Raw genomic sequence first — 22569 nt, forward strand, 5'->3', positions numbered from 1 at the left:
ATGAAAAAAATATACATAACAGGATTCGCTGTATTACTTGGTCTGATTTTTTTATTTTTTTATTTTAAAGATGGAAAAGTGCATATTTTAAGAGAATATAGCCCGTCGGGAAAACTAATTAAAACACACGAATATATTATTAGATATGGCGACACAATTTTGCAAGGAAAATTTGTAAACTATAATGAAAAAGGAATTAAAATTGCAGAAGGGCAATTTTTAGCAAATGAACCAAATGGAATATTTTCTTATTATTATGATAATGGAAAATTAGAATCTGTATTTTATCGAAAAAATGGTGACATTACTTTAGAAAGTACCTATTACAATCCAAATAGCTTAATTACAAAATATTCTATGTGTAATGATTCTGGAGAACCTAAATTTATTATCGAGTTTGATGATAAAGCAGTAAAAAGATACACTGGCTACGTAGTATATCCAGTAAAACAATATAAAATTGAGAATAAAAGACAAATTGAAGTTAAAACTGGAGACGTGCTAAAAGTTGGAGATGTTATAAAATATGACTATTTACTAGCCAATATACCCAATACCAAAAGAACCTTTAAAATAGAAACTGAAGGTATTGATAATTCAAAAGTAAAACGAACCATTTCTAAAGAAGCACCAACGCATATTATTGTTGAAGAAGTTTTGACTAAAAAGGGGCTCAACAGAATCAAAGCAATTACCCAATATGAATTTACTGATACAGTAACACCAGTAAAGAACGATACCGTTTCTTTTGATATTAATGTAAAATAAAAAAATGATAGTAGTTTCAAAATTTGAAAAACTTTACCTTTTGAGAAAAGCCCTTATACCAATTATTTGTATTGGGTTAAGTCTTTTACTTTTGGATGTTAAGATTTATTATAAAAAAGATGCTGATGTAATTTTTCCCGTCTTTTTTCTTTTAGTTCTTGGTTGTTTAGTTTTACTCTACAACTTAAATTCTATTTATAAACTCATCCTGGAAGAAAAAAAAATCACGAAAATTTACTTTCTATCACGAAAGACAGAAAGTATTCCTTACACATCTATCAAAAGTTTAGAAAAAGAATTTATTAACGGTTCTTATATTTTTGAGGTTGGCCAAATTACTCCTGGGTATTATAGCTATACATTTAACTTAGAAAAAGACAAAAAATTGATCGTATCTCCATTATATTTTAAAAATTGTAATCAATTAATTAGAGAAATTAATCTCCTAGCTGGCACTAGCGTCTCGCAAGTGTCTTAAATATAACATAAAACCTAGCATTGCTAGGTTTTATTTTTTTAGAAATAAATAAAAAGGTTTTATGAATAAAGTGTTTACTGGATTTTGTATCCTCTTTAGTTTGATAAATTATAATTTATACTCACAAAATAAATTAGATGATTATAAAAGGTTAATTGATTCTACAATTGTTATTAAATCTGTTGAAACATATAGAGACTTTCAGGGAGAGTTAAATAAAAAAAATGAAACAGATAATTGGAAGAATTATATTGCTGATTATAAACATCACATTGAGAATATATATTTAATTGACAATAATAACCAAGCGTACTTAATGCCAATGTCAAAAGATATTGAGATTAAGTTTAAACAAATTGATATTTACAATAAAAAAAATAAAAAATTATTAAAAGAAGGAATTGATGTATGGAAAATAATACCAAATTTAGAAAACAATCAATTGAAAACTACCATTATCAATTTTAAAGTTACTTGTAGTAAAAACAAGTATCAATTTGCAAATGGTGGAGGAACAACAACTATTTTTGAATATTCGTGCGAACAAAAAAAATGGATATTAATTAGTAGTACAACTACTGCACCATAATTCAAAAAATTAAGATTAAATCATAAAAAGCCACTCCGTAAAGAAGTGGCTTTTGGCTTTTATGTCTCATACTCGAATCATGTAAATAAATTAAGTAAAAGTTCTGCACTATCCGAAAAAGAACACTATAAAAGACGTGAAGTTGATAAAGAGCTACTTTTTAATTGAACCTTAAAAATAAATATAAAATGGTTTAAAGTAAGTTAAACCATTTGGTAATTTGTGAAATTAATTATTATATATTTGAGAATAAATACAATACTGATCATACATAGCTAACTATTTTGGATGTGTTTGTATGATAAAGTCATAGATATAAATTAGTTGTGCGTCACTTTCGAGAGACAGAAAACCTAACGAAAAAAGAAAGGATTTAATATAAAAATGAGCAAATTTATTACAGGTTTAGAACTCGAAGAAACTATCTCTAAAATAATATGGGAAACAAAAGAAACGCTTTTAATTGTTTCGCCATTTATAAAATTAGATGATTATTTCAAAAAGTTATTTGACAATCATTTGAATAATCCAAAAATTCATATTTAATTGTTTTTGGAAAAAACGAAAATAATATCAGCCGAAGCTTAAGCAAAAATGATTTTGAATATTTCAAAAAATTCCTAAATATCAGTATTATTTATGTTCCAAATTTACACGCAAAATATTACGGAAATGAGAAAAAAGGAGTTATAACTTCTATAAATCTTTATGATTATTCATTCAAAAACAATATTGAATTTGGGGTATATTCTGAACTAAATATTGTAAACAAAATAACAAATAAAACTGAAAAAGATGCTTGGGAAACTTGTTGGAAACTTGCAGAAGAAAACGAAGCAGTATTTGTAAAAAGACCAGTTTACCAAAAGAAATTATTAAGTGCAATATTAGGGAAAAACTATGTAAAATCTGATATTTTAATTGATACAACCGATAAATTTTATTCTGGTTTTGGAAACAATAATCGAAATGCAATCAAAACAATTTTAGATTTTAAAGAAGAAATTATTTTAGGTTCTGAAGAAATAAATGTTCCTACGAGAACAGAAATTGAGAAGTCAACTAATGGTTTTTGCATTAGAACTGGACAAAAAATTATTTTTAATCCAAAAATGCCATTTTGTGATTATTCTTACCGAAGTTGGAAAAGTTTTTCAAATTATGATTACAAAGAAAATTATTGTCATAGAACTGGAAAAGAATCATTTGGAAAAACATCAATGAGAAAACCGATATTATAAAAAAAAACGAACGCACAACAGCTACTACAACTTTGGCAGTAATACTTAGCACACTAATGAAAAAAATTTTAGAAGACACAAACACTTTCTTAGCGTCCATAATTGGAATTATTGGCGGGTTTATTTGGGCTATAAAAAACAATTGGGACTATGAACCAATTATTCTGTTATCAGTTTCGACAGTTGCTTTAATTTGTTTCTTAGCAATAAAATTCTTCGGAGAAAATACAAGACCAAATGTGGAAGCAGAATTAAAACGAACTGGCAGTAATCGTGGACCACAGATGATTTTGCCAGGCTTGAGTCCACAGAATGCGGAAGGTCATTATTTACCACAAGAAAATGGCATTTTTCACTATGATTTTGAGTACAAATACAATTTAATAATCAGAAATAATTCGACTCAGAATGCATATAATGTTAAGGTTTACGTCGAAAAAAATTATTCTTTAAAATTTCTAAATGAAACAAACTTACTTGATCCACTTACTGTAGACAAATCAAAAATTATTAAAGCTGAATATAATTTTGGAAGAAACTTTTCGTCACAGGAATCATTAAACGAGCTATCAAATCACTTTAACGACGAAATTCGGAAAACAAAGTTTGTAATTGAATATCAAGATGAGCAACGGAAAACCTATTTTACCGAATTTTTCCCACCAAATACAAATATTCACGCAAAGAAGAAACCGAAAATGGGAAGTCAAGAATTTAGACAGATTTAAAACAGTACTACTGCCAACAGCGATTTTATGCAATTGCGAATTTAGTGGTAAGTTCACGTTTACGTTTCGCAAGAAATTTATCTTAGCTGAAAAAACGTGGTTCCGAAGCTCGCAACCTCGCCAAGCGCCGGAAGGTTAGCGGTAATAATATAGCAGACTCGAAGAATATAAAAAATTTCAGTGAAATATTTGCAAAATCACATCATCAATATATACCAATCATAATGAAAAAAAGATTAGATAATTGGAAAAATAAAAAGAAAATTGACCTACTGATTGATGATACAAAAAACGAAATAATTGCAAACTATTTAAAATCAATAAATTATAATTCAGATGTATTAAAAAGCAATTTTGCTTTAATTGAAAATGCCAAAGAATTAATATTTGATGTAAAAAATAACAGACCAAAAATACACGTTATTTCTACCTTACTTTGTTTAGAAACATTTCAATTAAAATACGACCACATTTTAGATATAACATTTGAAAGTTATGAAAATGAAAACGTATTTGACAATGTTAAAGATACTTTAGCTTTGGCTTTGGCAATTGACGTTCCTGTTTATCCGAACACATCGAGTATGGAAAAAGAATTATCTAAATATTATAAAAGCATTCTAGAAACGGGATTTACAGCACCAGATAATGAAGGTAGAAGTATTAAATTAAAAGCAACGAACTCTAAAGAAATAAACGATTTCAAAGTAAATAATTTAAAAAATATAGATTTAACAAAGTTTTGGTCTGCATTAGATGTGCTTTTATTAAAAGAAAATCTACAAGAAGAATTCTTAAAATTAAATAATGCATATAGAACATTAAATTATTTAGAAGTTGCAATTTCAAAATTAGAAATTGCTCTTATAAATAACAATAGAAATGAGAACGAACTTCAATCAATTTTAACAGAAAACCCTATTCTTTTTGGTATCGAATATTCTAAAATTCTTCCAAAACATAGACTAGGTTCTGAATATGAAATTGATTATGCTTTAGAACAATTCTCGGGTATAATTGATGTTGTTGAAATTGAATCAAGTAATTTGAAATTATATACAAAACAAGGTAATCCGACTAAAGAATTGGTTCATGCTGAACAACAAGTAATTGACTGGATAAATTGGATTGAAAAAAACAATTCTTACGCAAATTCTAAAATTAATGGTTTTATTAGTCCTAAAGCATTTGTAATTATTGGAAGAAATTCTGATTTAACAGAAAAGATTAAAGAAAGTTTAATTAGAAGGAATAGAATATTTAACGGAATTATTTCGGTTCTCACTTATGATGATTTGCTTATAAAAGCGAAAACGATGCTAGAAATCTTAAACAAATAATTACTACCGCTAACACAGGTTTTACGCTATTGGGGTTTTGGGTAATGTATCAGATGTGTTGGTGGTTAATTATTGAATCACAAATTTACAGATTATCAATGCTTTATACTAATATCGCATAAAAATTAAAACAACCTTCGGGTTGTTTTTTTGTTTTATAATGTCTTAAATCGAAAAAAATGGCTTCAAACAAGACTTGGTGTTGCAAATGTGTTGGTGAAATTAGAAATATGATAAAATATGGCAAAACAAAGTCAGGTAATCAAAGATATATTTGTAAACTGTGCAAGAAAACGAGAGTTGAAAATTATGCTTATCAAGCTTATAAATATGATATTAACAGAAGTATCATTCAATTTACCAAAGAAGGCTTAGGAATAAGAAGTACGGCAAGAATATTAAAAATCTCAACGACAACCTTGTTAAAAAGAATTATAGCCATTGCTAAAAACATTCATCAGCCTCTAATCAGTACAGGAAAGACCTATGAAGTGGATGAAATGTGTACTTATATTGGAAATAAAAGAAATTTTATCTGGCTGGTTTATGCTTTAGAGAAAGATTCCAAGAAGATAGTTAGTTTTAATGTGGGTAAAAGAACCAATAAAACATTGAACCGAGTTCTTACTACTTTAAAACTAGCAGAAGCTAAAAAGATATTTACGGACAGATTAAAAAACTACAGCTATCTGATCGATAAGAAACTACATTCCGTAAAACGTTTTGGTACGAATCATATTGAGAGGAAAAATTTGACTTTACGAACTCATCTTAAAAGATTAAACCGGAGAACGATCTGTTTTAGTAAAAGTTTGGTGGTTTTAGTTTCTATTTTAAAGATTTACTTTTGGATTTGAATTATTAAACAGTAAGTTTATCTTTTAAAAACAGCTTTCTCATAGAATGCGCAACGTAAATGAAAACTTAGTAGAGCTGTGTGGAGTATTTAATTAAATTAAACTCAAAATATTCTTCTATTTGCAAAGAGTTACAATATAAAATAATATATGAAAAATAAAATTTTACTATGTATAATTGGGTTAATAGGTCTAATTTTATTTTATTACAAAACAGATACTTATTTTGAACCTTATAAATACGCTAATAAGGCATCAAAATTAAATATTTATTACAATAATAAAGTAATTAAATATTTTCGTTCAGTTGGAGATTTTGATGGGGGTATAGAGATGGAAATTGAGTTTAATATTAATAATAGTGAATTGAATAATATCGAAGGCCAAGTAAAAAAAATGAATTATAAACATCCATCATTAGCTTTACAAAGCGAAAATTTAAAATATGCTGGAGATTCAAAAGTTGTTTATTTTTTTTCTAAGCATAGTCAAAATGGATCTGTTTTTATAATCTTTAATAAAACGAAAGGAATTTTATTGATTAAGCAAAACACAATAAATTAGGGATTAATGTGTCTGTAGAATCTTTTTTTTCAAAATTAAAGATATTGATATCAATATAGATTGAATAAATGAGGATAAAAAAGATTAGAATTTCCGGAAAAGCAGATGAAACTGTTTTGTCAATTACACTAAAGGATATATTAAAGTATATTGATAATCCATCATCTAACCAATGGAAGTTATTGTGGATCGAAGGAATTGGGAGCTATGAAGAATCGATGTTGGAATTTGAAACGAAAATTAATGAATCGCCAAATGGTATTTTGTTTAGCTATAATGAATTGATTAAATTGTCTGATGCAATGCATCAAATTATAGACCTGACTTTGATCGCAGATTTAGAAAGTGAAAAATTAATTAGGTATGATATAGATGACATGATGTACAAAAATTGTAAATACGTAATAGAATTGATAGATTCTTGTTTTTGGGAATTCACAAGTTCTGAAATGAAGGTTGTAGAAAGTATGAGACAAAAAATTGATGGTGCAGTTGATGAAATAGTAAAATAATGACACCGTAGTTAAATGTAAAGAATTGCATGCTTGGGCTATAAATAGACCTTATAAAAATAATATAAAAATGAAAAGTTTAGATAGAAATGACCCGCCAACTTTAGAAGAAATCGAAGTCTTTTTAAAACAAGTGGATTTTATTTTGCCCGTAGGATTTATAAGTTTTTTTAAGGAAGCAAATGGAGCTGCTATTAGTACTGAAGAAGGGTATATTCTACTATGGGCATTAACTGATATGATAGAGCTGAATAACGATTATAATGTAAAAGAGTATGCACCAGAGTTTTTTATTTTTGGTTCCGATGGAGGAGACATTGCTTTTGCAATAGAAAAAAATACGGGTGATATTTATAAACTGCCATTTATCGGTATGTCAAAAGAAGCAGCGATTTTAAAAAATAATAGCTTCGCAGAGTTTATTGAGCAGATATACAAATAAGTAGACCTTAATTAAAGATGAAGCCAAATTACTTTGGAATATTAAAAGCAAATAAAAAGTAGTTATAAATGTTGCAATAATTTTATTTGCAGTTTTTCTGTTTATGAGATCTTTTTTTATAGAAACAAACCAAAAAAGATTTGAAGGAGGATTAAAAAACATTCAAGAAGAGCAGTATCAAGGTAGCGTAATTGATAAAAATTTGAAAAATTTAATCATAACGCCTCAATGATCTATTTAAATAATTGTACTAAAGTTTCGATTTTTGGAGAATTTTGGTCAAAAATCAGGATTGGAGATTCTTTGGAAAAGAAAAGGGGAGAAACAATTATTACAGTTTATAGAAATAATGAAAAGTTTACATTAGACAATAAAGAAATTCTTGATAAATTTAAAAAATAAAGGGAGATAGAATCTGTAATTGGCTATACGAATGTATGAGAGGTATAAAGAAACTTTTTAAATTAAGTAAATAAAAATATGATTACTGAAATCGAACAACAGTCTCTGGATATTGATTGGTTTTTTACAGATGGAACACACATTGCTTTTGCTGCTTCGGGTGGTGGAAAACTACCTGAATCAATTTCAGAATCGGTTGATTATAACTTGTTATCTCATTATTTTAGAGATTTGCCTGAAATGACAGAAGTAAAAATCAATAAAATCTAAGCGAAATATTAAAAACAGCTCCCGATGAAAGATATTTGGCTGACTTTGTTTTAATGGCTAAAAAGGGGCTTTATTCTTTTGATAAAACTATGGTAAATAATTTTTCAGAAACAAGTTATCACTTAGTAGCTTCACCTTTGACTCCGCTAGAAATAGTAAACTTGCCTCAGGAAATAATCCTGATACTTCAAAAAACGATATTCAGTGAGAATTTACAATTGATATCAAATATCAATTCGTTTGAAATTTTATAGGAATAGGAAATTCAGAGCTTTTATAATAAACAACCACTATGAAAGAAATTAAAATTGGATTGAATTTTTGTATTTTACTATTAATTTTCGCCGCCTGTAAGAAAGAAAACAACGATGATGAAATTGTAGAATCTGAAGATTCAGCTAGTTACTTTCAAAAAAAAATGAATAATCTAGTCCTTATGGATTCTTTAAGCAAAAGAGTTATTGAATATGGAGACACAAAAGCTTATTTTGAAATCCAGTCGATCTATAATATTGCCGAACAAAAACGTACATCAGCATTGTATTATGCACTTATAATGGCTAATAAGTATAATTATAATCAGGCTTATTATGATGTATACGAGATTTTAAATTCAACAAAAGCCGACAATAAGACAAAAGAAATGGCCAACGAATATTTAAAGAAATATAAGGAGTAAAGTAGTACTATTTGCAGATTTGTGAGAACCATTTGCGTAGCGTCAATTAGGACTTCGAGGAGCTGGGGCTGAGGAAAAATTGTTCAGCAAATAGAATTTAGTTTATTCGTCGAAATCTAATCAACAAGCTGTAATTGACAGAATATTAAAATTTTTTAAATATGAAATTTAAAATAGTTATACCTGCAAAGTATCAAGTTAAGAATTATTACAATGATAATTTGGACATTAATGTAATTTTGGAAAATAAGGAAATATTTTTCGCTACAATTTTCACTTTGGATAACATAAAAATGTTTTTAGAACAAAGTAATAGCAATTTTTTTTGGGCCGATACGATGATAATTATTAAAGATTTAAAAAAAGAAACTATTAAAGAATTTGTTAAAGAAGTTGTAGATGGTGATAATCTCGAATCAATTTTTTATAAAATCGGAAATCTGGGTGAGACAGAAGGCTACCCTATTAATTTTGAAAGTGTAACAGATTTTAGTCATCAAATATAAAAGGGCTGGCAGACTTAACATACTTACTCACGCTCTCCGAAGTGTTCGTTATAAAAATCTGCAAATGTCCCTGACTTTGTGCAATTTTTTATTCCTGTCTCGTCCTGAAAAAAGTTTACCTATTTACAAAAAGACTGAGTCTCATCCCAACTACTCAACCCAACCATTTCTATTAAAAAACACCTTACGCGGATACTTCTTCGCATAAGTATCAATCAACTGCATGATGTATTGATTGCTGGCATACGGCGTCACAAAATCTTTGATCTGCGAAGGATCTGTAATCGCAACATCCGAAGTAATATATCCCATGCCGTAAAAATGGCCTTTTTCGACCCAGATGCAACTTCTTTCTTCGGCTGATCTGCCTTTATCGATAATGGCAAAAGTCGATCGGCTGTTTAGGAAAAAGTCGATCGCGGTTTCGATTTTGGAATTGTGGGAAGCGGCATCGGGTAAATCGGAGAGGTCTTTTTGGGGCAGAAATTCTCCGAGTTCCGGCTTTGAATATTTGCAGAACCGATAGTCAATATCGAATTGTTCGGAGAGGGAGCGGAGCAGGTTTATGGCAGCAAATTCGCTATTGAAAACTTCAATGCTGTCCTGAAATTTACCCATTTTCCCTATAGCCAGATACCGGTAGCCGTTGCGGGCTTCATATTGATACAGGCCATATTTGGCTTCAAAACGTTTTAAGGCCCTGTTGTAGGCAGGCCAAAGCTTTTTGATTTCCGTGCATTCCAGAAGAAGCGCCATCAGTTCGGTGGCGCAGACCTCAAAGGAAATACTGTGAATGTCCCGCAGGAAGTTTTGTCTTTGCGGATTGATATTGTGACCACTGAAGTGTGACGCCACACGTTTTTTGATGTTTATGGCCTTTCCGACGTAAATTACTTTTTTGAGTTGATTGTAAAAGTAATAAACGCCCGGTTTTTCAGGTAATTGTTCAAAATCCTGAGGCGGCAGGTTGGGCGGCAAACGCTGGTCCTGTGCCGTATTTTTGATCATTTTTGAAATCACTCCTTCCTCATCCCATGCTAATAATCGTTCGAATAAGATCACCGTTGCAGCTGCGTCTCCACCGGCGCGGTGCCTGTCTTTTACGGGGATGTCCAGAGAATTGCAAAGATTGCCAAGACTATACGAACTCAGGCCCGGTTTAATTTTTCGGGCAGCGCGAACGGTGCAAAGTTTTCGGGCGGTCCATTTAAAACCTGCCTTTTCGATCTCATGGCGTACAAAAGAATAATCGAAGTTGACATTATGGGCAACGAAGATGCGATCGGTGAGGAGATCCAGTACTTTTTCGGCAATATCATCGAAAATAGGGGCATGCTGCACCATTTCGTTGTTAATACCGGTTAAGGCAAAAATGGGAAGCGGTATCTCTTTCTGCGGATTGACGAGTGTTTCGTATTTGTCAATTACCATTGTGCCGTCGTGAATAATAATGGCAATTTCCGTAATCCGGCTGCCACTGGCATTGCCGCCTGTGGTTTCGATATCTACTATGGCATATTGCATTTTTTTCATCCGAACTAAAATAGGGCAGGTTTATGGGACGATTTCAATTGATTCTTAAGAAGTTGAAAATCGTACCTGCAAAAATAGCACAGATTGTAATAGGGTGTATTAGAAGTGTTGTTCTAAATTATAACAAAAATTAGAATTTAAAAATGGGATTTCATTGCTCAAAAATGAACTTAATCCTGTTGAAATGATTTCAGGCTGCCGTCTTCATTAAATTGTATGGCGTATTTCTCCCGGCTTCCGTTGATGGTTGTAGGGAACCATCTGACCTGATTGTTCCAGATGGAGATATACGTACTGGACAAGGGTTTAGCTCCTTCAATTTCCTGCGCTTTTTTATTATAGATTTCTGTTACTTTAGCTGCATTTATGAAACTGGTTTTGTTTAAAGAGACCAAACGTCCTTTGATATCATCGTGCACCGATAACTGAATCGGTCTGGGATCAGACCATTTGTTATCCCTGAATTCATACGCATCAATATATTTCGGATTTTCAGGATGCTGCAGCATCACATTGATAGTTCCGTCATTATAAAAATAAAGGGTAGCATAAATGAAAATTTCCTTACCGGCATACTGAGGTAATTTTCGCATGGCCCCTTCTGCATTTTTCAGGGCATTGGTGTCTGTCAGAAAAGCAATTGTCTTTCCTTCAGGGTGATGTTCGCTGAGCACTGTAGCATGTTTTTCGAGTGCTGTATTTATAATTTCCCGAACATCGGGCTGTGTATTTTTTAACGGTTCAGTATTCCGTTTTTCGACTTCTTTGCCGGCCACTGTATCCGTCGTTGCGAATGTTTCGTCGATACTTTTTGAAACCTGCTTACAGCCTAAAAACAGAAGACAGGAAATCAGTACAATACTTAATGGTTTCATTTTATACTACGTTGTTTAAATCGTTTGCAAAGGCAATTTGTGCCGGATTGTCGGGAACATAAAAAATGTCAATGTGGTCTTTTTTGGTCAGGTCGAGCTCCAGAAGCCCAATAATTTTTTTCAGGCTGCTTTTGTGAACGTGGTGTTTGTGATCCGTGAATTCAAGTTCAAAACGCATCATAGGCTGCTCATTGATGTAGGTTCCGGTCTGGCTGACCTTAATCAGTCTGGCCTGGGTTTTTATTCCCTTAAATTTAATCACGGCAGCATCGTCATGTAAACCCGTTAGTTTTCGAAAGATGAATTGTACCAGATTGCGGTAGAATAAAAGCGTCAAAGGGCAAATGATTAATGGATGGCCAATGCACATAAAACGCCATCCCATCCCATAACTTTCAAATCGGTATGAAAAAACATAGTAGGCTAGTACCGCTGCCGTTAAAATAGTCCAGCCCAATATGCTTACGACCAGACTTCGAAGGTTTAGGGTTGCTGTGGCAGAGGCAATAATAAAATGCGGCAGATGATCCATATCCCTGTTAAGCAGCAGGTTTATTTTTTTTCCGGTTTCAAAGCGACGTTCATGAGGCTTAGCGTCGGTAATTGTGGCCTTATGTTTAATTTCGGTATCAGAAAGATTTTTAAAGCATAATTCCAGTTCGTAAGTCGTGAACTTTGCTTTTGGCTTTGAAATTTTTACAACATTTATAATTTTTGCTTCGCGTTGTACACCTGTTTTTTTTATTTTTTCTAAAGTGTTCCTGGTGATAAAAATCTGTAGAATCCATTTTTTGAAATAACCGATTAAAAGAATCAGCCAGAGGATCAGGGATAAAGCCAGATAACCTAAAGCCATGTAAGGATTTTTATCTTTCAGCGTGGTTGTATCAAATTCGCTATTGATGGCATAATACATAAACATGGGAAAAGGGATGGCAAAAAAGAGCATGTAGAGCGCCCAGAATGTAATAGCAAGATGTTTTTTCATTCCTCGTAATATTTGGTTTTAGTACTATTGGCATGTATTTTTTTACATAATCATTGCCAAAGCCGATAAGATTTATAATCGCCAGCTAACCAAATTTAAGCAAAATAAAAATAGGAGCATTATCAGATTGTGCGAAAAACAGCTTTTTTTGATGCTTTTTTCGTACATGGATTTGCTTTATAATTATGGGACAGCAATAGAAACAGCTTTGAGAAGTATCGCTTTACAGCCATTCCCCCGACGTATCATAATCTTCCGGAAAATAGGTAAGATACTGAACCATTCTCGGACTTTTCCCTCTGTTTGGAGCGGCACAGTGCGGCAACGTATTGTTCCAGATGATAAAATCGCCGGCGTTTCCTGTTATGGGTTTTGGCTGTAAGGTCTGAATTGCTTTTTCTCTTGGATTTTCATGTGGAGCCAGGTTTTTCAGCCAGTCTTTTATTTCGTTATGAAAGCCGGGAACGCAATGGAATGCACCATCGTCAATTCCGCAATCGGTGAGGTAGAGCAGGCCCTGAAGCCCAAACGGAATGGGTTGCCTTAAACTCGTATCCCAATGCAGCGGACTTCCTAAAAAAACAAACGAGTCATTTTCAGGAGGATTAAAACTCACTTTGTCAATCGTTTTGTAAATTTTGGTGGTATTATAAAGCTGTTCGTATGCTTTTTTTATTCTTGGGGAAAACCGGTTGCGGTTTAATGTTTCATGATCTGAAAAATTAAGCATCAGTCCTTTTTGATTTTCATGCCGATTGTACCAGGTTTCTTTTTCGGCGGGATCCATTTTCAGGAAATCCCAGATCGCCTGTTGGGTAGCTTCGCAATCTGCTTTCGAAATAGCGTTTTTTACAATGACGTAGCCATTTTGATTCCAGAATTCAAGATCCTGTTCAGAAAGCACTTTATCCTCAAAATCCTCACGCACGTTGTTTTCGCTTTTCTTTTTAGCTGTAATCCAGATTTTAAAGGTTTCAAAATCAGGTTTTTCAAAATATAAAAACTGTAATGTATCTTCCATGCCGATACCCAGCTGATAGAGCGTTTTCATTTCGGTATCCCAGTCCTGACTTTCAGCTGCAGCAGCTAAACCGGTGGGTTGCAACGCTCGTTTCCATAGTTTTTCAAGAATAGTCCACGGCATAGTTCAGGAGGTTTAGGATGGAGATCAATTTTAGAATGAACCAAAATTAATCCATTTGTATCTTTCCGTTTAAAGTATAAATACGTGTTTTTAGATTCGCGTTAAATTTGGAAGCATCGGCTATTTTTTAAATGGTATCCTTATCATGTTTCCGATAAGTCTGTTTTCGGGATCATTAAAGTTAAAAAATAAATACCCTACATTTGTTTAAACTTCATAATTCCTAAAGTAAACATCAGAATGTACGATATCATTTTTAAACATCTTGAAGAAAAAGTCCGGTTAACGCAGGAGGAAAAAGAAGTAATAAAGACTTTTTTTAAACCTAAGAAACTGAAGAAAAGACAGTTTGTCGTGGTAGAAGGCCATGTCTGTACCTATCTTACATTTGTTTCGAAAGGACTTTTAAAATCATACCATTCCGATGATAAAGGCAATGAACATATCAACCAGTTTTCACCGGAAGGCTGGTGGACATCGGATATGAGCAGTTTCTTTAGTGACGGGATTTCCTTTTACAGTATTGATGCTATGGAAGATTCGGAGGTCCTGCTCATTACGAGGGAAGATTTCGAAAATTTAACGATTGAAGTTCCTGTAATGGACCGTTATTTCCGTTTACTTTTTCAAAACAGCTTAATTACAAAAGAGCGGAGATTAATAAGTTCGCATACCCATACTGCGGAAGAAAAATACAGGCATCTGGTAGAAAATAACCCTGATCTGATGAAGCGGATTCCCCAAAATTTATTGGCTTCGTATCTTGGCCTTTCGCCGGAAACACTAAGCAGGTTAAAGAAAAACGTCATCATTGGGCCCAAATAGTTGATCTGGATCAATTGAATTTCTTGTTTTAAGTCATCTTCCCGAAGCCTTTTTTGAAAGTAACTTTGTAAAAAATAAAGTACTTATGAATTCTCAAAAATTACCAATACAGGAAACAGCAGGCAATATCGCGTTGGTGGTAGGGGCAACCGGTATCTCCGGAAGTAATCTTGCAACAAAACTGCTGGAAAAAGGATGGACTGTCTTTGGACTTTCCCGTAATCCGAAAAGTGATACCCAAGGTTTAATTCCGGTTGCCGCTGATTTGCTTAATACCGAATCATTAACGGCGGCCTTAAAGAATATTGCGCCTACACATGTTTTTTTTACGACCTGGATGCGAAAGGATACCGAAGACGAAAATATCAGGGTCAATAGCGCCATGGTTCGAAATGTACTGGACGTGTTATCTCCTAAAAAATCCGTACAACATGTTTCTTTGGTAACGGGTTTAAAACATTATTTAGGGCCCTTTGACGCTTATGCCAAAAGCGGAACTTTACCGGAAACTCCGTTAAGGGAAGAACAGCCGCGATTAGACCTGCCAAATTTTTATTACGCTCAGGAAGATGAAGTGTATGAAGCTGCTGCGCGTGATGGCTTTAGCTGGAATGTACACCGCCCGCATACTTTGATTGGAAAAACGATCGGGAATGCGATGAATCTCGGAACTACATTAGCGGTTTACGCGACGATCTGCAAACAGGAAGGAACTCCGTTTGTATGGCCGGGTTCAGAAGCACAATGGAACGGGGTCTCTGATGTTACGGATGCCAAAATCCTGGCCGATCAGATTATATGGGCTGCAATTACTCCTGAAGCCCACAATCAGGCTTTTAATACCGCTAATGGAGATGTTTTTCGCTGGAAATGGCTTTGGCCAAAGATTGCAGAATGGTTTCAGATTGAATTTGAAGGGTACAGCGGGACGATTCAGCCACTGGAAACAGTACTAAATACCAAACATGAAAGCTGGCGTACCATCACAAAAGAAAACCATTTAATTGAAGGAAATCTGGATCAGCTAGCATCGGCATGGCATACGGATCTTGATTTAGGGCGTCCGCTGGAAGTGATGACTGATATGTCAGGAAGCAGAAAATTAGGGTTTACGGGGTATAAGGATACTAGAGATTCGTTTTTTGAATTATTTGAGAGGTTAAGAAACGATAGAATAATTCCCTGATTTAATTAGATAATTGGAAAATGAGATAATTTGAAAATGAGATAATTAGATAATTGGAAATGAGATAATTAGAAAATGAGATAATTGGATAATTAGATAATTGGAAATGAGATAATTGGAAAGTGAAATAACTAGATAATTAGATCTGGAGTGTAATCAAAAACAGTGTCCGGCTGAGCGGAGTCGAAGCCCTTTATGTAAAAAATGCCTTTGACTTCGCTCAGGGCAACAATCAGCTAATTTAAAGAACTCTGCTATTTGATAATTAGACAACATATATTATTTTGTTATTTGATAATTTATAACACTTTGCGATAACATCTTAAATTTAATGAATAAAAAACGGGACAAAGAAGTTTTTCTTTGTCCCGTTTTTGTATTTTTTGGATAGATTTAATTATCGCAGAACGAACCGATTTGCTGTAAATGTCTTTCAGTCTGATATTTATTGAAGTTGTCCCATTTTGGAGGGAAACTTGCTTTTTGTCCGTACATCGCATCCACGCAGACATTGTTGTCCTTGTACTTGTCATGTAAAACAGCCAGGATTTTAAAGAAAAATTCATCGAGCATGGTGATGGCTTCAAATTCTGATTGTAGCGTGCTGTAATTAGAATCTGAGGGATTTAACAGTTGCAGTAAATCCAAAAGCTCTTTCTTTTCCTCTTCATTGATTTCAGTGGCGTAACCCATTTTTAAGGTTTTAAAAACCAGGTTATTCCACGCTTTGCTGTCGTGTCCCCACTGCACATCAGGCAGGTTTAAGGAATGCTCGCAAATCAGAATAATGGAGAAAAGAACATCGTTTAAATACTCCGCCGGGAATTCGTCAAAACTTCTGAATTCGAAACCGCTCTGGTACATTTTTTCCTGATTAAAATCAAGTCCCACTTCCGAAAGCATTTCATATTCCATGTCGGCTTCAATCTGATCGCGCCACCAAATGTTTTCTTCTTTTTCAAATTTCAGCAGTTTTCTGAAATCGTCTACCTTGTAAGTTAGGATTTTGCCTTTTGGCATTGCCTTATTGTAGGTTCCTACGCCAATGTAACGGGACATGGCATTTCTCATGGAACCCAAAGTGAATTTTTTGTCTAAGCTGTATTTATCACTGATCACGCCCATAATATCAGGACTTCCGAGCGTGGCTATGAAAAAAGGCTCAAACCATTGTAATAAATAAATGGCGTTGGCATGGGTTTTTTCAAATTCATTGTAATCCACAATTCTGCTGTCTTCCGTTAATGACGGTAAGGTAATATGAAAATGGTACGTTCCGTTATTGAACAACACCAGGTTTTCCTGATTCGTCATAAACATATTCAGGCCGTTATTGTAATCCGGAAAATTTAATTTTCCGTTGAGCACAGACGATTCGTTGATTTTATCCAGAAACAGTTTTTTGGTCGCTTTCAGTTCTTTGCAGGAATCAGCAATGGTTCTGTTTTCAAAATATTTGGTTACAAATTCGATCGAATCACCATCAAAATGTACGGATCCCATCGTTTTGTTTCTTTGGGTAATCATGCTCTGAATGTTGTACGGCTGATCTTCCAGGAAAAGTTCCATAATCGATTTGCCCAGGTACTCCGGATTTTCAAGCGGTTGTGCAATCGTCTCACCACTTTCCGTATCGATTAATGGTTTTATCGGCGATAACGTTTTGTGCTGATAATTGATATCGAGCTTTTCCAGCGAATGACTGTTCATCATCCGGCTTACTTTATAGCTTTCCGTCAGGTTAAAAGCTTTTTTCAGCATAGGAGCCAGGCTTTCGGGTTTATAGCATTTTCTGTAGTCAATACTATATTTCTCAAAGCCAATTTTTTCTTGTATAAATTCACCAGAAACTATCAGGGGTTCTTCAAACTGCATGTAGGTTTCGTTTTCCAATCCTATTCCCCAATAATATTTTTTTGTCTGATTGTCTTTCATTTATACTTACTTTCTTTTTTAAGGTTAATTATAATTTTTAAAGCATTATTTCATTTGAAGATACAAATCCGCGTTACCATTAGAGACAGGAAACCTGTAATGGATGAAGCACCTTGCTGCCTCCATTATAAAAGTTTTCGTTTACTTTTAAAAATATAGGAATTTGTATTTTAGAAATTTCGCACTTTTTATCGACGGAAAGATCAAATAAGGAGTAAAATTTTATAATAAGGCTATAAAATCACCAGTGTTATTAATCGCTTTTGTATCAATAATTTAAGCAAGGGAACGGCTAAATCACAACTTTTGCTGTTCTTGTTTTTTCTAAGTTGCAAAAGTAGTTTTTTATTATCGTATTTCCAAGTAGTTAACTCGTTGATAATCAATATTTTTTTTTGAATGTTGAAACCATCCGGTGAATTGTATTTTTATTCGTGGTAATAAAACACATAAGAGGAATACAGTTCATCATTCCACCAGTCTTTTCTGACCTCCGAAAAGTAATTGTAATTCAGTTTTCCCGCCTGCGACTGCAGCGGATACACCACAACACCATTTTCACGGTACGCCTGATGCAGCTCGGTTTCAGGAACCACGGGAACAATATGTCCGGAGAGTCCTTTTTCCCTTCTTTTGGCGCAGATTATACCAATTCCGCCATGGGTATTTACCTTCTGCTGAATTTCATCAGCGGTAAACATTCTTTCCCAGCCAAAATTAGGTCCCCATTCTAAAAACCAGTCGTGTATGGCACTGGAATAGATTCGGTCTACGGTTTGTTCAAAAACGGCTTCTACATCCTGTCCCTGCAGAATTTTTTCCAGCGATTCGGGCGTCCACCAGACTGTTGGGACATATACTTGGGTAAAATAACAATAATCATAAGAGTAGACATTGCAATAGGTATCTTCTACAGTTCTTTGATATCTAAGACTGGTTTCCACGTCCAGTTTATCAATAATCCGGGCAATACTTTCTTTTTTGCTGGCGGTGTCTGTCAGGTTCCGGTAAGGAATGGTCGCATCCATTAGCGGTTTTTCTTTCATTTCCATAGAATCCAGCCGCGATTCCGGATCCGGCAACAAATCGGCTTTCTTAATTTGAATATTCGATAGTGTATGATCATCTAAGGGTAACGATGCTACTGATACAGTATGTTTTTCCATCTTGACTGCTTAAAAATTAATTGGCCTGACGCTGCTGAATTGATTGTTTATACAGCGTAATTTGGTTAGCCAGCAGGTAAATGTAAGGATTTTAAGTTTCTAAAGAGTTTTAGAAAAAGACAAATTACAGAAAAAAATGTGATTTATGTACTTGTTTTGCCGCGTTTAAATACGAAAAAAGGCCTACTGTTACGTACGCCTTTTTGATTTTGAAACTATAATTATTTACGAATCTACTCTTTTATACTTCCTCTTCCTCATCTTCATTGTTGATCACATCGTCATCATCATTGGTAATCGACTCGTCCCCCGGATCATTTTCTGATCTGACGTCTGAATGGTTTTCAGATTCAGTCGGTGTGATTTCCATCTCTTTGATGAATTCCTCCTGATAGTTATACGGATCTTCGTCCTTTGCATAATTATCAGGATCAACGGGTGTATTCTGATCTATATAATCAGGATCACTCGCTCCGAATTCGGGTATTTGTTCTGTATTTGTTTTATGTCTGAACTGATCTTCGCTTTCAATTGTATTTCCATCAACCAGCGTATTTTGATCAATAAAATCAGGATCTGTGTGACCGTATTCGTTGCTGTTTTGCTTTTCCATGACGCTGTTTTTTTTAAATTAATTATATTTTTCTTCTGAAATAAGCCGATCCTATTTTTTCCAAAGAAATACGATTCGGAATTATTCTTAAAGCTTGTATTACAAATTTACCGAGAGATCTTTCTGATTTATTATAGAAAAATAAATTATAGTTGCATAATTTATAGGTGTTTATGCGAAAAATAATCGTAAATTCACGCTATTTCTTCTGTTTGGAAAAACGCATTCCAATTCGAACCGCATACTGCTTATCATTTTAAACCTCAGACCTTTCCGACGAAATGCTTCACCGTATCTGCAACGGCTGCTGTTGTTAAATTTTAGGGCAGCGTTCGAATTTTCTTATTTTGGAGAGAATAAAACAATAACAATCAACGTTCTTAAACAAAACTATATTATGGGCTTATTTGATTTTATGATAGTGGAAATAGCTATGGATTTGGGAACCGCGAATACTTTGATCATTTACGATGGAAAAATCGTAGTAGATAGTCCTTCCATTGTGGCCAGGGACATTAGAAACGGGAAAATTATCGCGGTAGGCCAGGAGGCCAGTTTGATGCAGGGTAAGACACACGAGAATATTAAAACCATCCGTCCGCTTAAAGACGGGGTAATTGCAGATTTTGATGCTTCTGAAAAAATGATCAGCTGGTTTATCAAAAATATACCGCAGATCAAGAAAAACTTTTTTACGCCCGCACTGCGAATGGTCGTTTGTATCCCCAGCGGCATTACCGAGGTGGAAATGCGAGCGGTAAAAGAATCCTGCGAACGCGTAAACGGAAAGGAAGTGTTCTTAATTCATGAGCCTATGGCCGCTGCTATCGGAATTGGTCTGGATGTGATGCAGCCGAAAGGAAACATCATCGTGGATATTGGCGGAGGAACTACGGAAATTGCGGTTATTGCACTTGGAGGAATCATTTGCGATAAATCGATAAAAATTGCCGGTGATGTTTTTACCAACGATATCCTGTATTATATGCGAACACACCATAACTTGTATATTGGGGAAGGTTCTGCCGAACGAATAAAAATTGAGGTCGGTGCCGCAACGGAAGACCTCGAGGACGCACCTGAAGATATAAACGTGCGCGGAAGGGATTTGCTTACCGGAAAACCTAAAGAGGTACGGGTGAGCTTCAGGGAAATTGCAAAAGCACTGGACAAATCCATACAGCGAATTGAAGATGCCATTATGGTAACGCTTTCCGTAACACCGCCGGAACTGGCTGCCGATATTTACAATACGGGATTGTACCTGGCAGGAGGAGGCGCCATGCTGCGTGGTCTTGATAAAAGGCTGTCACAGAAAACGGAATTACCCGTCTATATTGCAGAAGATCCTTTGAGAGCCGTTGTAAGAGGCACAGGTATTGTCTTAAAAGATATTGTGAAGTATAAAAGTGTACTGGTGAAATAGTTTTCAGTCTCAGTTTTCAGTCTCAGTTTTCAGTCTCAGTTTTCAGTCTCAGTCTTAAGTCTCAGTCTTCAGTCTCAGTATTCAGTCTCAGTATTCAGTCTCAGTTTTACTGGGACTGAATACTGAGACTGCGACTAAACTAACCACAAAGATCGGAAACTGGGACTGAAAACTGCGACTGCGACTAAACTAACCACAAAGATCGGAAACTGCGACTGCAAACTGCGACTGCGACTAAACTAACCGCAAAGATCGGAAACTGGGACTGAAAACTGCGACTGCGACTAAACTAACCACAAAGATCGGAAACTGCGACTGCAAACTGCGACTGTGACTAAAAACCGGGACTAAAAATTAATTAATCTTCACCAAATGGGCTTCAATGGCAGCTCTGTCTGATTCATATTGTGCCGGAAGTTTTAAGTTCTGACCTAATTCTTCTAAAGCCTCGTCCACGGTGAATCCGGGGTTTTCTGTAGCGATTTCGAACAAAACACCGCCCGGTTCTCTAAAATAAAGCGAGTGGAAATACTGTCTGTCAATCTGTGGGGTAATAGATAACCCGTAGGCTTCGATTTTTTCACGGAAGTGCATCAGAATTTCATCATTTTGCACGCGGAAAGCAACGTGGTGCACCGATCCGTTGGCCACATGGCCGCGTTTTTCTTCTGCCAGCTCTACCAGGTCCACAATAGCAGCATTTTCTACGGCGTCTGTTGCGTAGCGGTAACGGTTTACGTCCTGATCAATCAGTTTATATCCAAAGATATCGGTTAGGATCGCAGCAGTAGCTTTGATACTGTTTAAGGTCAAGGTGATATTGTGAAAACCTCTTGTTGCCACATCAGCTTTTACTTCATCAGTTTCCCAGGCTTTTCTGTTGTCTTCTTTTTTAGATTCGATTAACTCTAGTTTCAGCCCGTCCGGATCTAAGAAAGTCAGGTATTTTTCCCCGAATTTTTCAGCCGGTTTGTTGTAGATTACATTGTATTTTTCAAAACGTGCCTGCCAGAAATCAAGACTTCCTTTTGGAACGGAATAACCAATTTCTGTTGCCATTCCGGAGCCCTTTCTTCCTTGCTGGATGCCTTCTCCCCAAGGGAAAAAAGTTAAGATCGTTCCGGCACTTCCCACTTCGTCACCAAAGTAAAAATGGTAGGTTCCCGGATCGTCAAAATTCACTGTTTTTTTAATGAATCGCAATCCTAATATGTTGGAGTAAAAGTTGAAATTACGTTTGGCGTCACCTGCAATCGCAGTAATATGGTGTAAGCCTAAAATTTTATTTTCCATGGTATTTGATGTATTAAGTTGTTATTGATTTTCTTTTACAAATTTACGGCTGTTATGAATCTGCATCGATTAACCTAGATTAAGAAATAAAAAGCCGATACATTTTTTATCGGTAAACAAATAACCAAATAACGTTCCGCTTAGTGTAATGTGTTGTTTATTAGTATTTTAAGTGTTCATTGTGGTTTTTGATGATACGATATATCGTA

General features: G+C 34.5%; 24 protein-coding genes. 16 read left to right on the top strand and 8 right to left on the bottom strand.

Annotation, left to right across the window (positions count from 1 at the left end):
- From LPB89_RS06580 to LPB89_RS06640, 13 genes are all read left to right on the top strand, one after another.
- Nucleotides 1-768 carry a hypothetical protein gene (locus tag LPB89_RS06580; protein WP_230700969.1) on the top strand — a complete coding sequence of 256 codons (768 nt, stop codon included), beginning with the start codon at nucleotides 1-3 and terminating at the stop codon, nucleotides 766-768.
- A gap of 4 nt (nucleotides 769-772) precedes the next feature.
- The gene (locus LPB89_RS06585) at nucleotides 773-1246 is read left to right on the top strand and encodes a hypothetical protein (RefSeq protein ID WP_230700970.1); all 474 of its coding nucleotides are present in this window, start codon (nucleotides 773-775) and stop codon (nucleotides 1244-1246) included.
- A gap of 61 nt (nucleotides 1247-1307) precedes the next feature.
- Nucleotides 1308-1835: a hypothetical protein gene (locus tag LPB89_RS06590; RefSeq protein ID WP_230700971.1), complete on the top strand. Its 528-nt coding sequence runs from the start codon at nucleotides 1308-1310 to the stop codon at nucleotides 1833-1835.
- Between the two features lie 384 nt (nucleotides 1836-2219).
- On the top strand, nucleotides 2220-2381 hold the full coding sequence (locus tag LPB89_RS06595; protein ID WP_230700972.1) for a hypothetical protein: 162 nt from the start codon (nucleotides 2220-2222) through the stop codon (nucleotides 2379-2381).
- Between the two features lie 751 nt (nucleotides 2382-3132).
- Nucleotides 3133-3804 (top strand): hypothetical protein, encoded by a 672-nt coding sequence (locus tag LPB89_RS06600; RefSeq protein ID WP_230700973.1) that lies wholly within the window; start codon nucleotides 3133-3135, stop codon nucleotides 3802-3804.
- Between the two features lie 224 nt (nucleotides 3805-4028).
- Nucleotides 4029-5144, top strand: coding sequence for a Shedu anti-phage system protein SduA domain-containing protein (locus tag LPB89_RS06605; RefSeq protein WP_230700974.1), 1116 nt, complete (start codon nucleotides 4029-4031; stop codon nucleotides 5142-5144).
- A gap of 179 nt (nucleotides 5145-5323) precedes the next feature.
- On the top strand, nucleotides 5324-6001 hold the full coding sequence (locus LPB89_RS06610; protein WP_230700975.1) for an IS1 family transposase: 678 nt from the start codon (nucleotides 5324-5326) through the stop codon (nucleotides 5999-6001).
- 150 nt (nucleotides 6002-6151) lie between these two features.
- A complete protein-coding gene (locus tag LPB89_RS06615) occupies nucleotides 6152-6565 on the top strand; it encodes a hypothetical protein (protein ID WP_230700976.1) in 414 nt (137 codons plus the stop codon).
- 68 nt (nucleotides 6566-6633) lie between these two features.
- Nucleotides 6634-7077 (top strand): hypothetical protein, encoded by a 444-nt coding sequence (locus LPB89_RS06620; RefSeq protein ID WP_230700977.1) that lies wholly within the window; start codon nucleotides 6634-6636, stop codon nucleotides 7075-7077.
- A 70-nt stretch (nucleotides 7078-7147) separates the two neighbouring features.
- Nucleotides 7148-7519, top strand: a complete 372-nt coding sequence (locus LPB89_RS06625; protein ID WP_230700978.1) for an SMI1/KNR4 family protein — start codon at nucleotides 7148-7150, stop codon at nucleotides 7517-7519.
- A 480-nt stretch (nucleotides 7520-7999) separates the two neighbouring features.
- Nucleotides 8000-8191 (top strand): hypothetical protein, encoded by a 192-nt coding sequence (locus tag LPB89_RS06630; protein ID WP_230700979.1) that lies wholly within the window; start codon nucleotides 8000-8002, stop codon nucleotides 8189-8191.
- Between the two features lie 418 nt (nucleotides 8192-8609).
- Nucleotides 8610-8870 (top strand): hypothetical protein, encoded by a 261-nt coding sequence (locus LPB89_RS06635; RefSeq protein WP_230700980.1) that lies wholly within the window; start codon nucleotides 8610-8612, stop codon nucleotides 8868-8870.
- A gap of 161 nt (nucleotides 8871-9031) precedes the next feature.
- On the top strand, nucleotides 9032-9376 hold the full coding sequence (locus LPB89_RS06640) for a hypothetical protein (protein ID WP_230700981.1): 345 nt from the start codon (nucleotides 9032-9034) through the stop codon (nucleotides 9374-9376).
- Nucleotides 9377-9526: 150 nt separating this feature from the next.
- Here the strand turns inward: LPB89_RS06640 and LPB89_RS06645 are convergent, their stop codons facing one another.
- The 4 genes from LPB89_RS06645 to LPB89_RS06660 form a co-directional block, all read right to left on the bottom strand.
- Complete coding sequence (locus LPB89_RS06645; RefSeq protein ID WP_230700982.1) at nucleotides 9527-10909, bottom strand: exonuclease domain-containing protein; 1383 nt, start codon at nucleotides 10907-10909, stop codon at nucleotides 9527-9529.
- A 170-nt stretch (nucleotides 10910-11079) separates the two neighbouring features.
- Nucleotides 11080-11784, bottom strand: a complete 705-nt coding sequence (locus LPB89_RS06650) for a hypothetical protein (protein WP_230700983.1) — start codon at nucleotides 11782-11784, stop codon at nucleotides 11080-11082.
- A 1-nt stretch (nucleotide 11785) separates the two neighbouring features.
- Nucleotides 11786-12772: a hypothetical protein gene (locus tag LPB89_RS06655; RefSeq protein ID WP_230700984.1), complete on the bottom strand. Its 987-nt coding sequence runs from the start codon at nucleotides 12770-12772 to the stop codon at nucleotides 11786-11788.
- 223 nt (nucleotides 12773-12995) lie between these two features.
- On the bottom strand, nucleotides 12996-13916 hold the full coding sequence (locus LPB89_RS06660; RefSeq protein ID WP_230700985.1) for a phytanoyl-CoA dioxygenase family protein: 921 nt from the start codon (nucleotides 13914-13916) through the stop codon (nucleotides 12996-12998).
- A 240-nt stretch (nucleotides 13917-14156) separates the two neighbouring features.
- Between LPB89_RS06660 and LPB89_RS06665 the strand changes: the two genes are divergently transcribed.
- Nucleotides 14157-14741: a Crp/Fnr family transcriptional regulator gene (locus LPB89_RS06665; protein WP_230700986.1), complete on the top strand. Its 585-nt coding sequence runs from the start codon at nucleotides 14157-14159 to the stop codon at nucleotides 14739-14741.
- An 85-nt stretch (nucleotides 14742-14826) separates the two neighbouring features.
- A complete protein-coding gene (locus LPB89_RS06670; protein ID WP_230700987.1) occupies nucleotides 14827-15927 on the top strand; it encodes an SDR family oxidoreductase in 1101 nt (366 codons plus the stop codon).
- A 393-nt stretch (nucleotides 15928-16320) separates the two neighbouring features.
- Here LPB89_RS06670 and LPB89_RS06675 read toward each other — a convergent pair whose 3' ends face one another.
- The 3 genes from LPB89_RS06675 to LPB89_RS06685 form a co-directional block, all read right to left on the bottom strand.
- Complete coding sequence (locus tag LPB89_RS06675) at nucleotides 16321-17862, bottom strand: hypothetical protein (RefSeq protein WP_230700988.1); 1542 nt, start codon at nucleotides 17860-17862, stop codon at nucleotides 16321-16323.
- A gap of 428 nt (nucleotides 17863-18290) precedes the next feature.
- Complete coding sequence (locus tag LPB89_RS06680; RefSeq protein WP_230700989.1) at nucleotides 18291-19028, bottom strand: hypothetical protein; 738 nt, start codon at nucleotides 19026-19028, stop codon at nucleotides 18291-18293.
- A 241-nt stretch (nucleotides 19029-19269) separates the two neighbouring features.
- A complete protein-coding gene (locus LPB89_RS06685; RefSeq protein ID WP_230700990.1) occupies nucleotides 19270-19641 on the bottom strand; it encodes a hypothetical protein in 372 nt (123 codons plus the stop codon).
- Between the two features lie 397 nt (nucleotides 19642-20038).
- Between LPB89_RS06685 and LPB89_RS06690 the strand changes: the two genes are divergently transcribed.
- Nucleotides 20039-21067 (top strand): rod shape-determining protein, encoded by a 1029-nt coding sequence (locus LPB89_RS06690; RefSeq protein ID WP_230700991.1) that lies wholly within the window; start codon nucleotides 20039-20041, stop codon nucleotides 21065-21067.
- Nucleotides 21068-21421: 354 nt separating this feature from the next.
- Here the strand turns inward: LPB89_RS06690 and LPB89_RS06695 are convergent, their stop codons facing one another.
- Entirely contained in the window at nucleotides 21422-22360 is a 939-nt protein-coding gene (locus LPB89_RS06695) for a ring-cleaving dioxygenase (RefSeq protein WP_230700992.1), read from the bottom strand.
- Nucleotides 22361-22569 lie beyond the last annotated feature (209 nt).

Origin of the sequence: Flavobacterium sp. ENC (genome assembly GCF_020991415.1) — a bacterium.
Lineage (GTDB): Bacteria > Bacteroidota > Bacteroidia > Flavobacteriales > Flavobacteriaceae > Flavobacterium.

Excerpts from the sequence above, each read along its gene's own strand:
- LPB89_RS06580 (WP_230700969.1), top strand. The coding sequence starts at position 1 with ATGAAAAAAATATACATAACAGGATTCGCTGTATTACTTGGTCTGATT.
- LPB89_RS06585 (WP_230700970.1), top strand. The coding sequence starts at position 773 with ATGATAGTAGTTTCAAAATTTGAAAAACTTTACCTTTTGAGAAAAGCC.
- LPB89_RS06590 (WP_230700971.1), top strand. The coding sequence starts at position 1,308 with ATGAATAAAGTGTTTACTGGATTTTGTATCCTCTTTAGTTTGATAAAT.
- LPB89_RS06595 (WP_230700972.1), top strand. The coding sequence starts at position 2,220 with ATGAGCAAATTTATTACAGGTTTAGAACTCGAAGAAACTATCTCTAAA.
- LPB89_RS06600 (WP_230700973.1), top strand. The coding sequence starts at position 3,133 with ATGAAAAAAATTTTAGAAGACACAAACACTTTCTTAGCGTCCATAATT.
- LPB89_RS06605 (WP_230700974.1), top strand. The coding sequence starts at position 4,029 with ATGAAAAAAAGATTAGATAATTGGAAAAATAAAAAGAAAATTGACCTA.
- LPB89_RS06610 (WP_230700975.1), top strand. The coding sequence starts at position 5,324 with ATGGCTTCAAACAAGACTTGGTGTTGCAAATGTGTTGGTGAAATTAGA.
- LPB89_RS06615 (WP_230700976.1), top strand. The coding sequence starts at position 6,152 with ATGAAAAATAAAATTTTACTATGTATAATTGGGTTAATAGGTCTAATT.
- LPB89_RS06620 (WP_230700977.1), top strand. The coding sequence starts at position 6,634 with ATGAGGATAAAAAAGATTAGAATTTCCGGAAAAGCAGATGAAACTGTT.
- LPB89_RS06625 (WP_230700978.1), top strand. The coding sequence starts at position 7,148 with ATGAAAAGTTTAGATAGAAATGACCCGCCAACTTTAGAAGAAATCGAA.
- LPB89_RS06630 (WP_230700979.1), top strand. The coding sequence starts at position 8,000 with ATGATTACTGAAATCGAACAACAGTCTCTGGATATTGATTGGTTTTTT.
- LPB89_RS06635 (WP_230700980.1), top strand. The coding sequence starts at position 8,610 with ATGAATAATCTAGTCCTTATGGATTCTTTAAGCAAAAGAGTTATTGAA.
- LPB89_RS06640 (WP_230700981.1), top strand. The coding sequence starts at position 9,032 with ATGAAATTTAAAATAGTTATACCTGCAAAGTATCAAGTTAAGAATTAT.
- LPB89_RS06645 (WP_230700982.1), bottom strand. The coding sequence starts at position 10,909 with ATGAAAAAAATGCAATATGCCATAGTAGATATCGAAACCACAGGCGGC.
- LPB89_RS06650 (WP_230700983.1), bottom strand. The coding sequence starts at position 11,784 with ATGAAACCATTAAGTATTGTACTGATTTCCTGTCTTCTGTTTTTAGGC.
- LPB89_RS06655 (WP_230700984.1), bottom strand. The coding sequence starts at position 12,772 with ATGAAAAAACATCTTGCTATTACATTCTGGGCGCTCTACATGCTCTTT.
- LPB89_RS06660 (WP_230700985.1), bottom strand. The coding sequence starts at position 13,916 with ATGCCGTGGACTATTCTTGAAAAACTATGGAAACGAGCGTTGCAACCC.
- LPB89_RS06665 (WP_230700986.1), top strand. The coding sequence starts at position 14,157 with ATGTACGATATCATTTTTAAACATCTTGAAGAAAAAGTCCGGTTAACG.
- LPB89_RS06670 (WP_230700987.1), top strand. The coding sequence starts at position 14,827 with ATGAATTCTCAAAAATTACCAATACAGGAAACAGCAGGCAATATCGCG.
- LPB89_RS06675 (WP_230700988.1), bottom strand. The coding sequence starts at position 17,862 with ATGAAAGACAATCAGACAAAAAAATATTATTGGGGAATAGGATTGGAA.
- LPB89_RS06680 (WP_230700989.1), bottom strand. The coding sequence starts at position 19,028 with ATGGAAAAACATACTGTATCAGTAGCATCGTTACCCTTAGATGATCAT.
- LPB89_RS06685 (WP_230700990.1), bottom strand. The coding sequence starts at position 19,641 with ATGGAAAAGCAAAACAGCAACGAATACGGTCACACAGATCCTGATTTT.
- LPB89_RS06690 (WP_230700991.1), top strand. The coding sequence starts at position 20,039 with ATGGGCTTATTTGATTTTATGATAGTGGAAATAGCTATGGATTTGGGA.
- LPB89_RS06695 (WP_230700992.1), bottom strand. The coding sequence starts at position 22,360 with ATGGAAAATAAAATTTTAGGCTTACACCATATTACTGCGATTGCAGGT.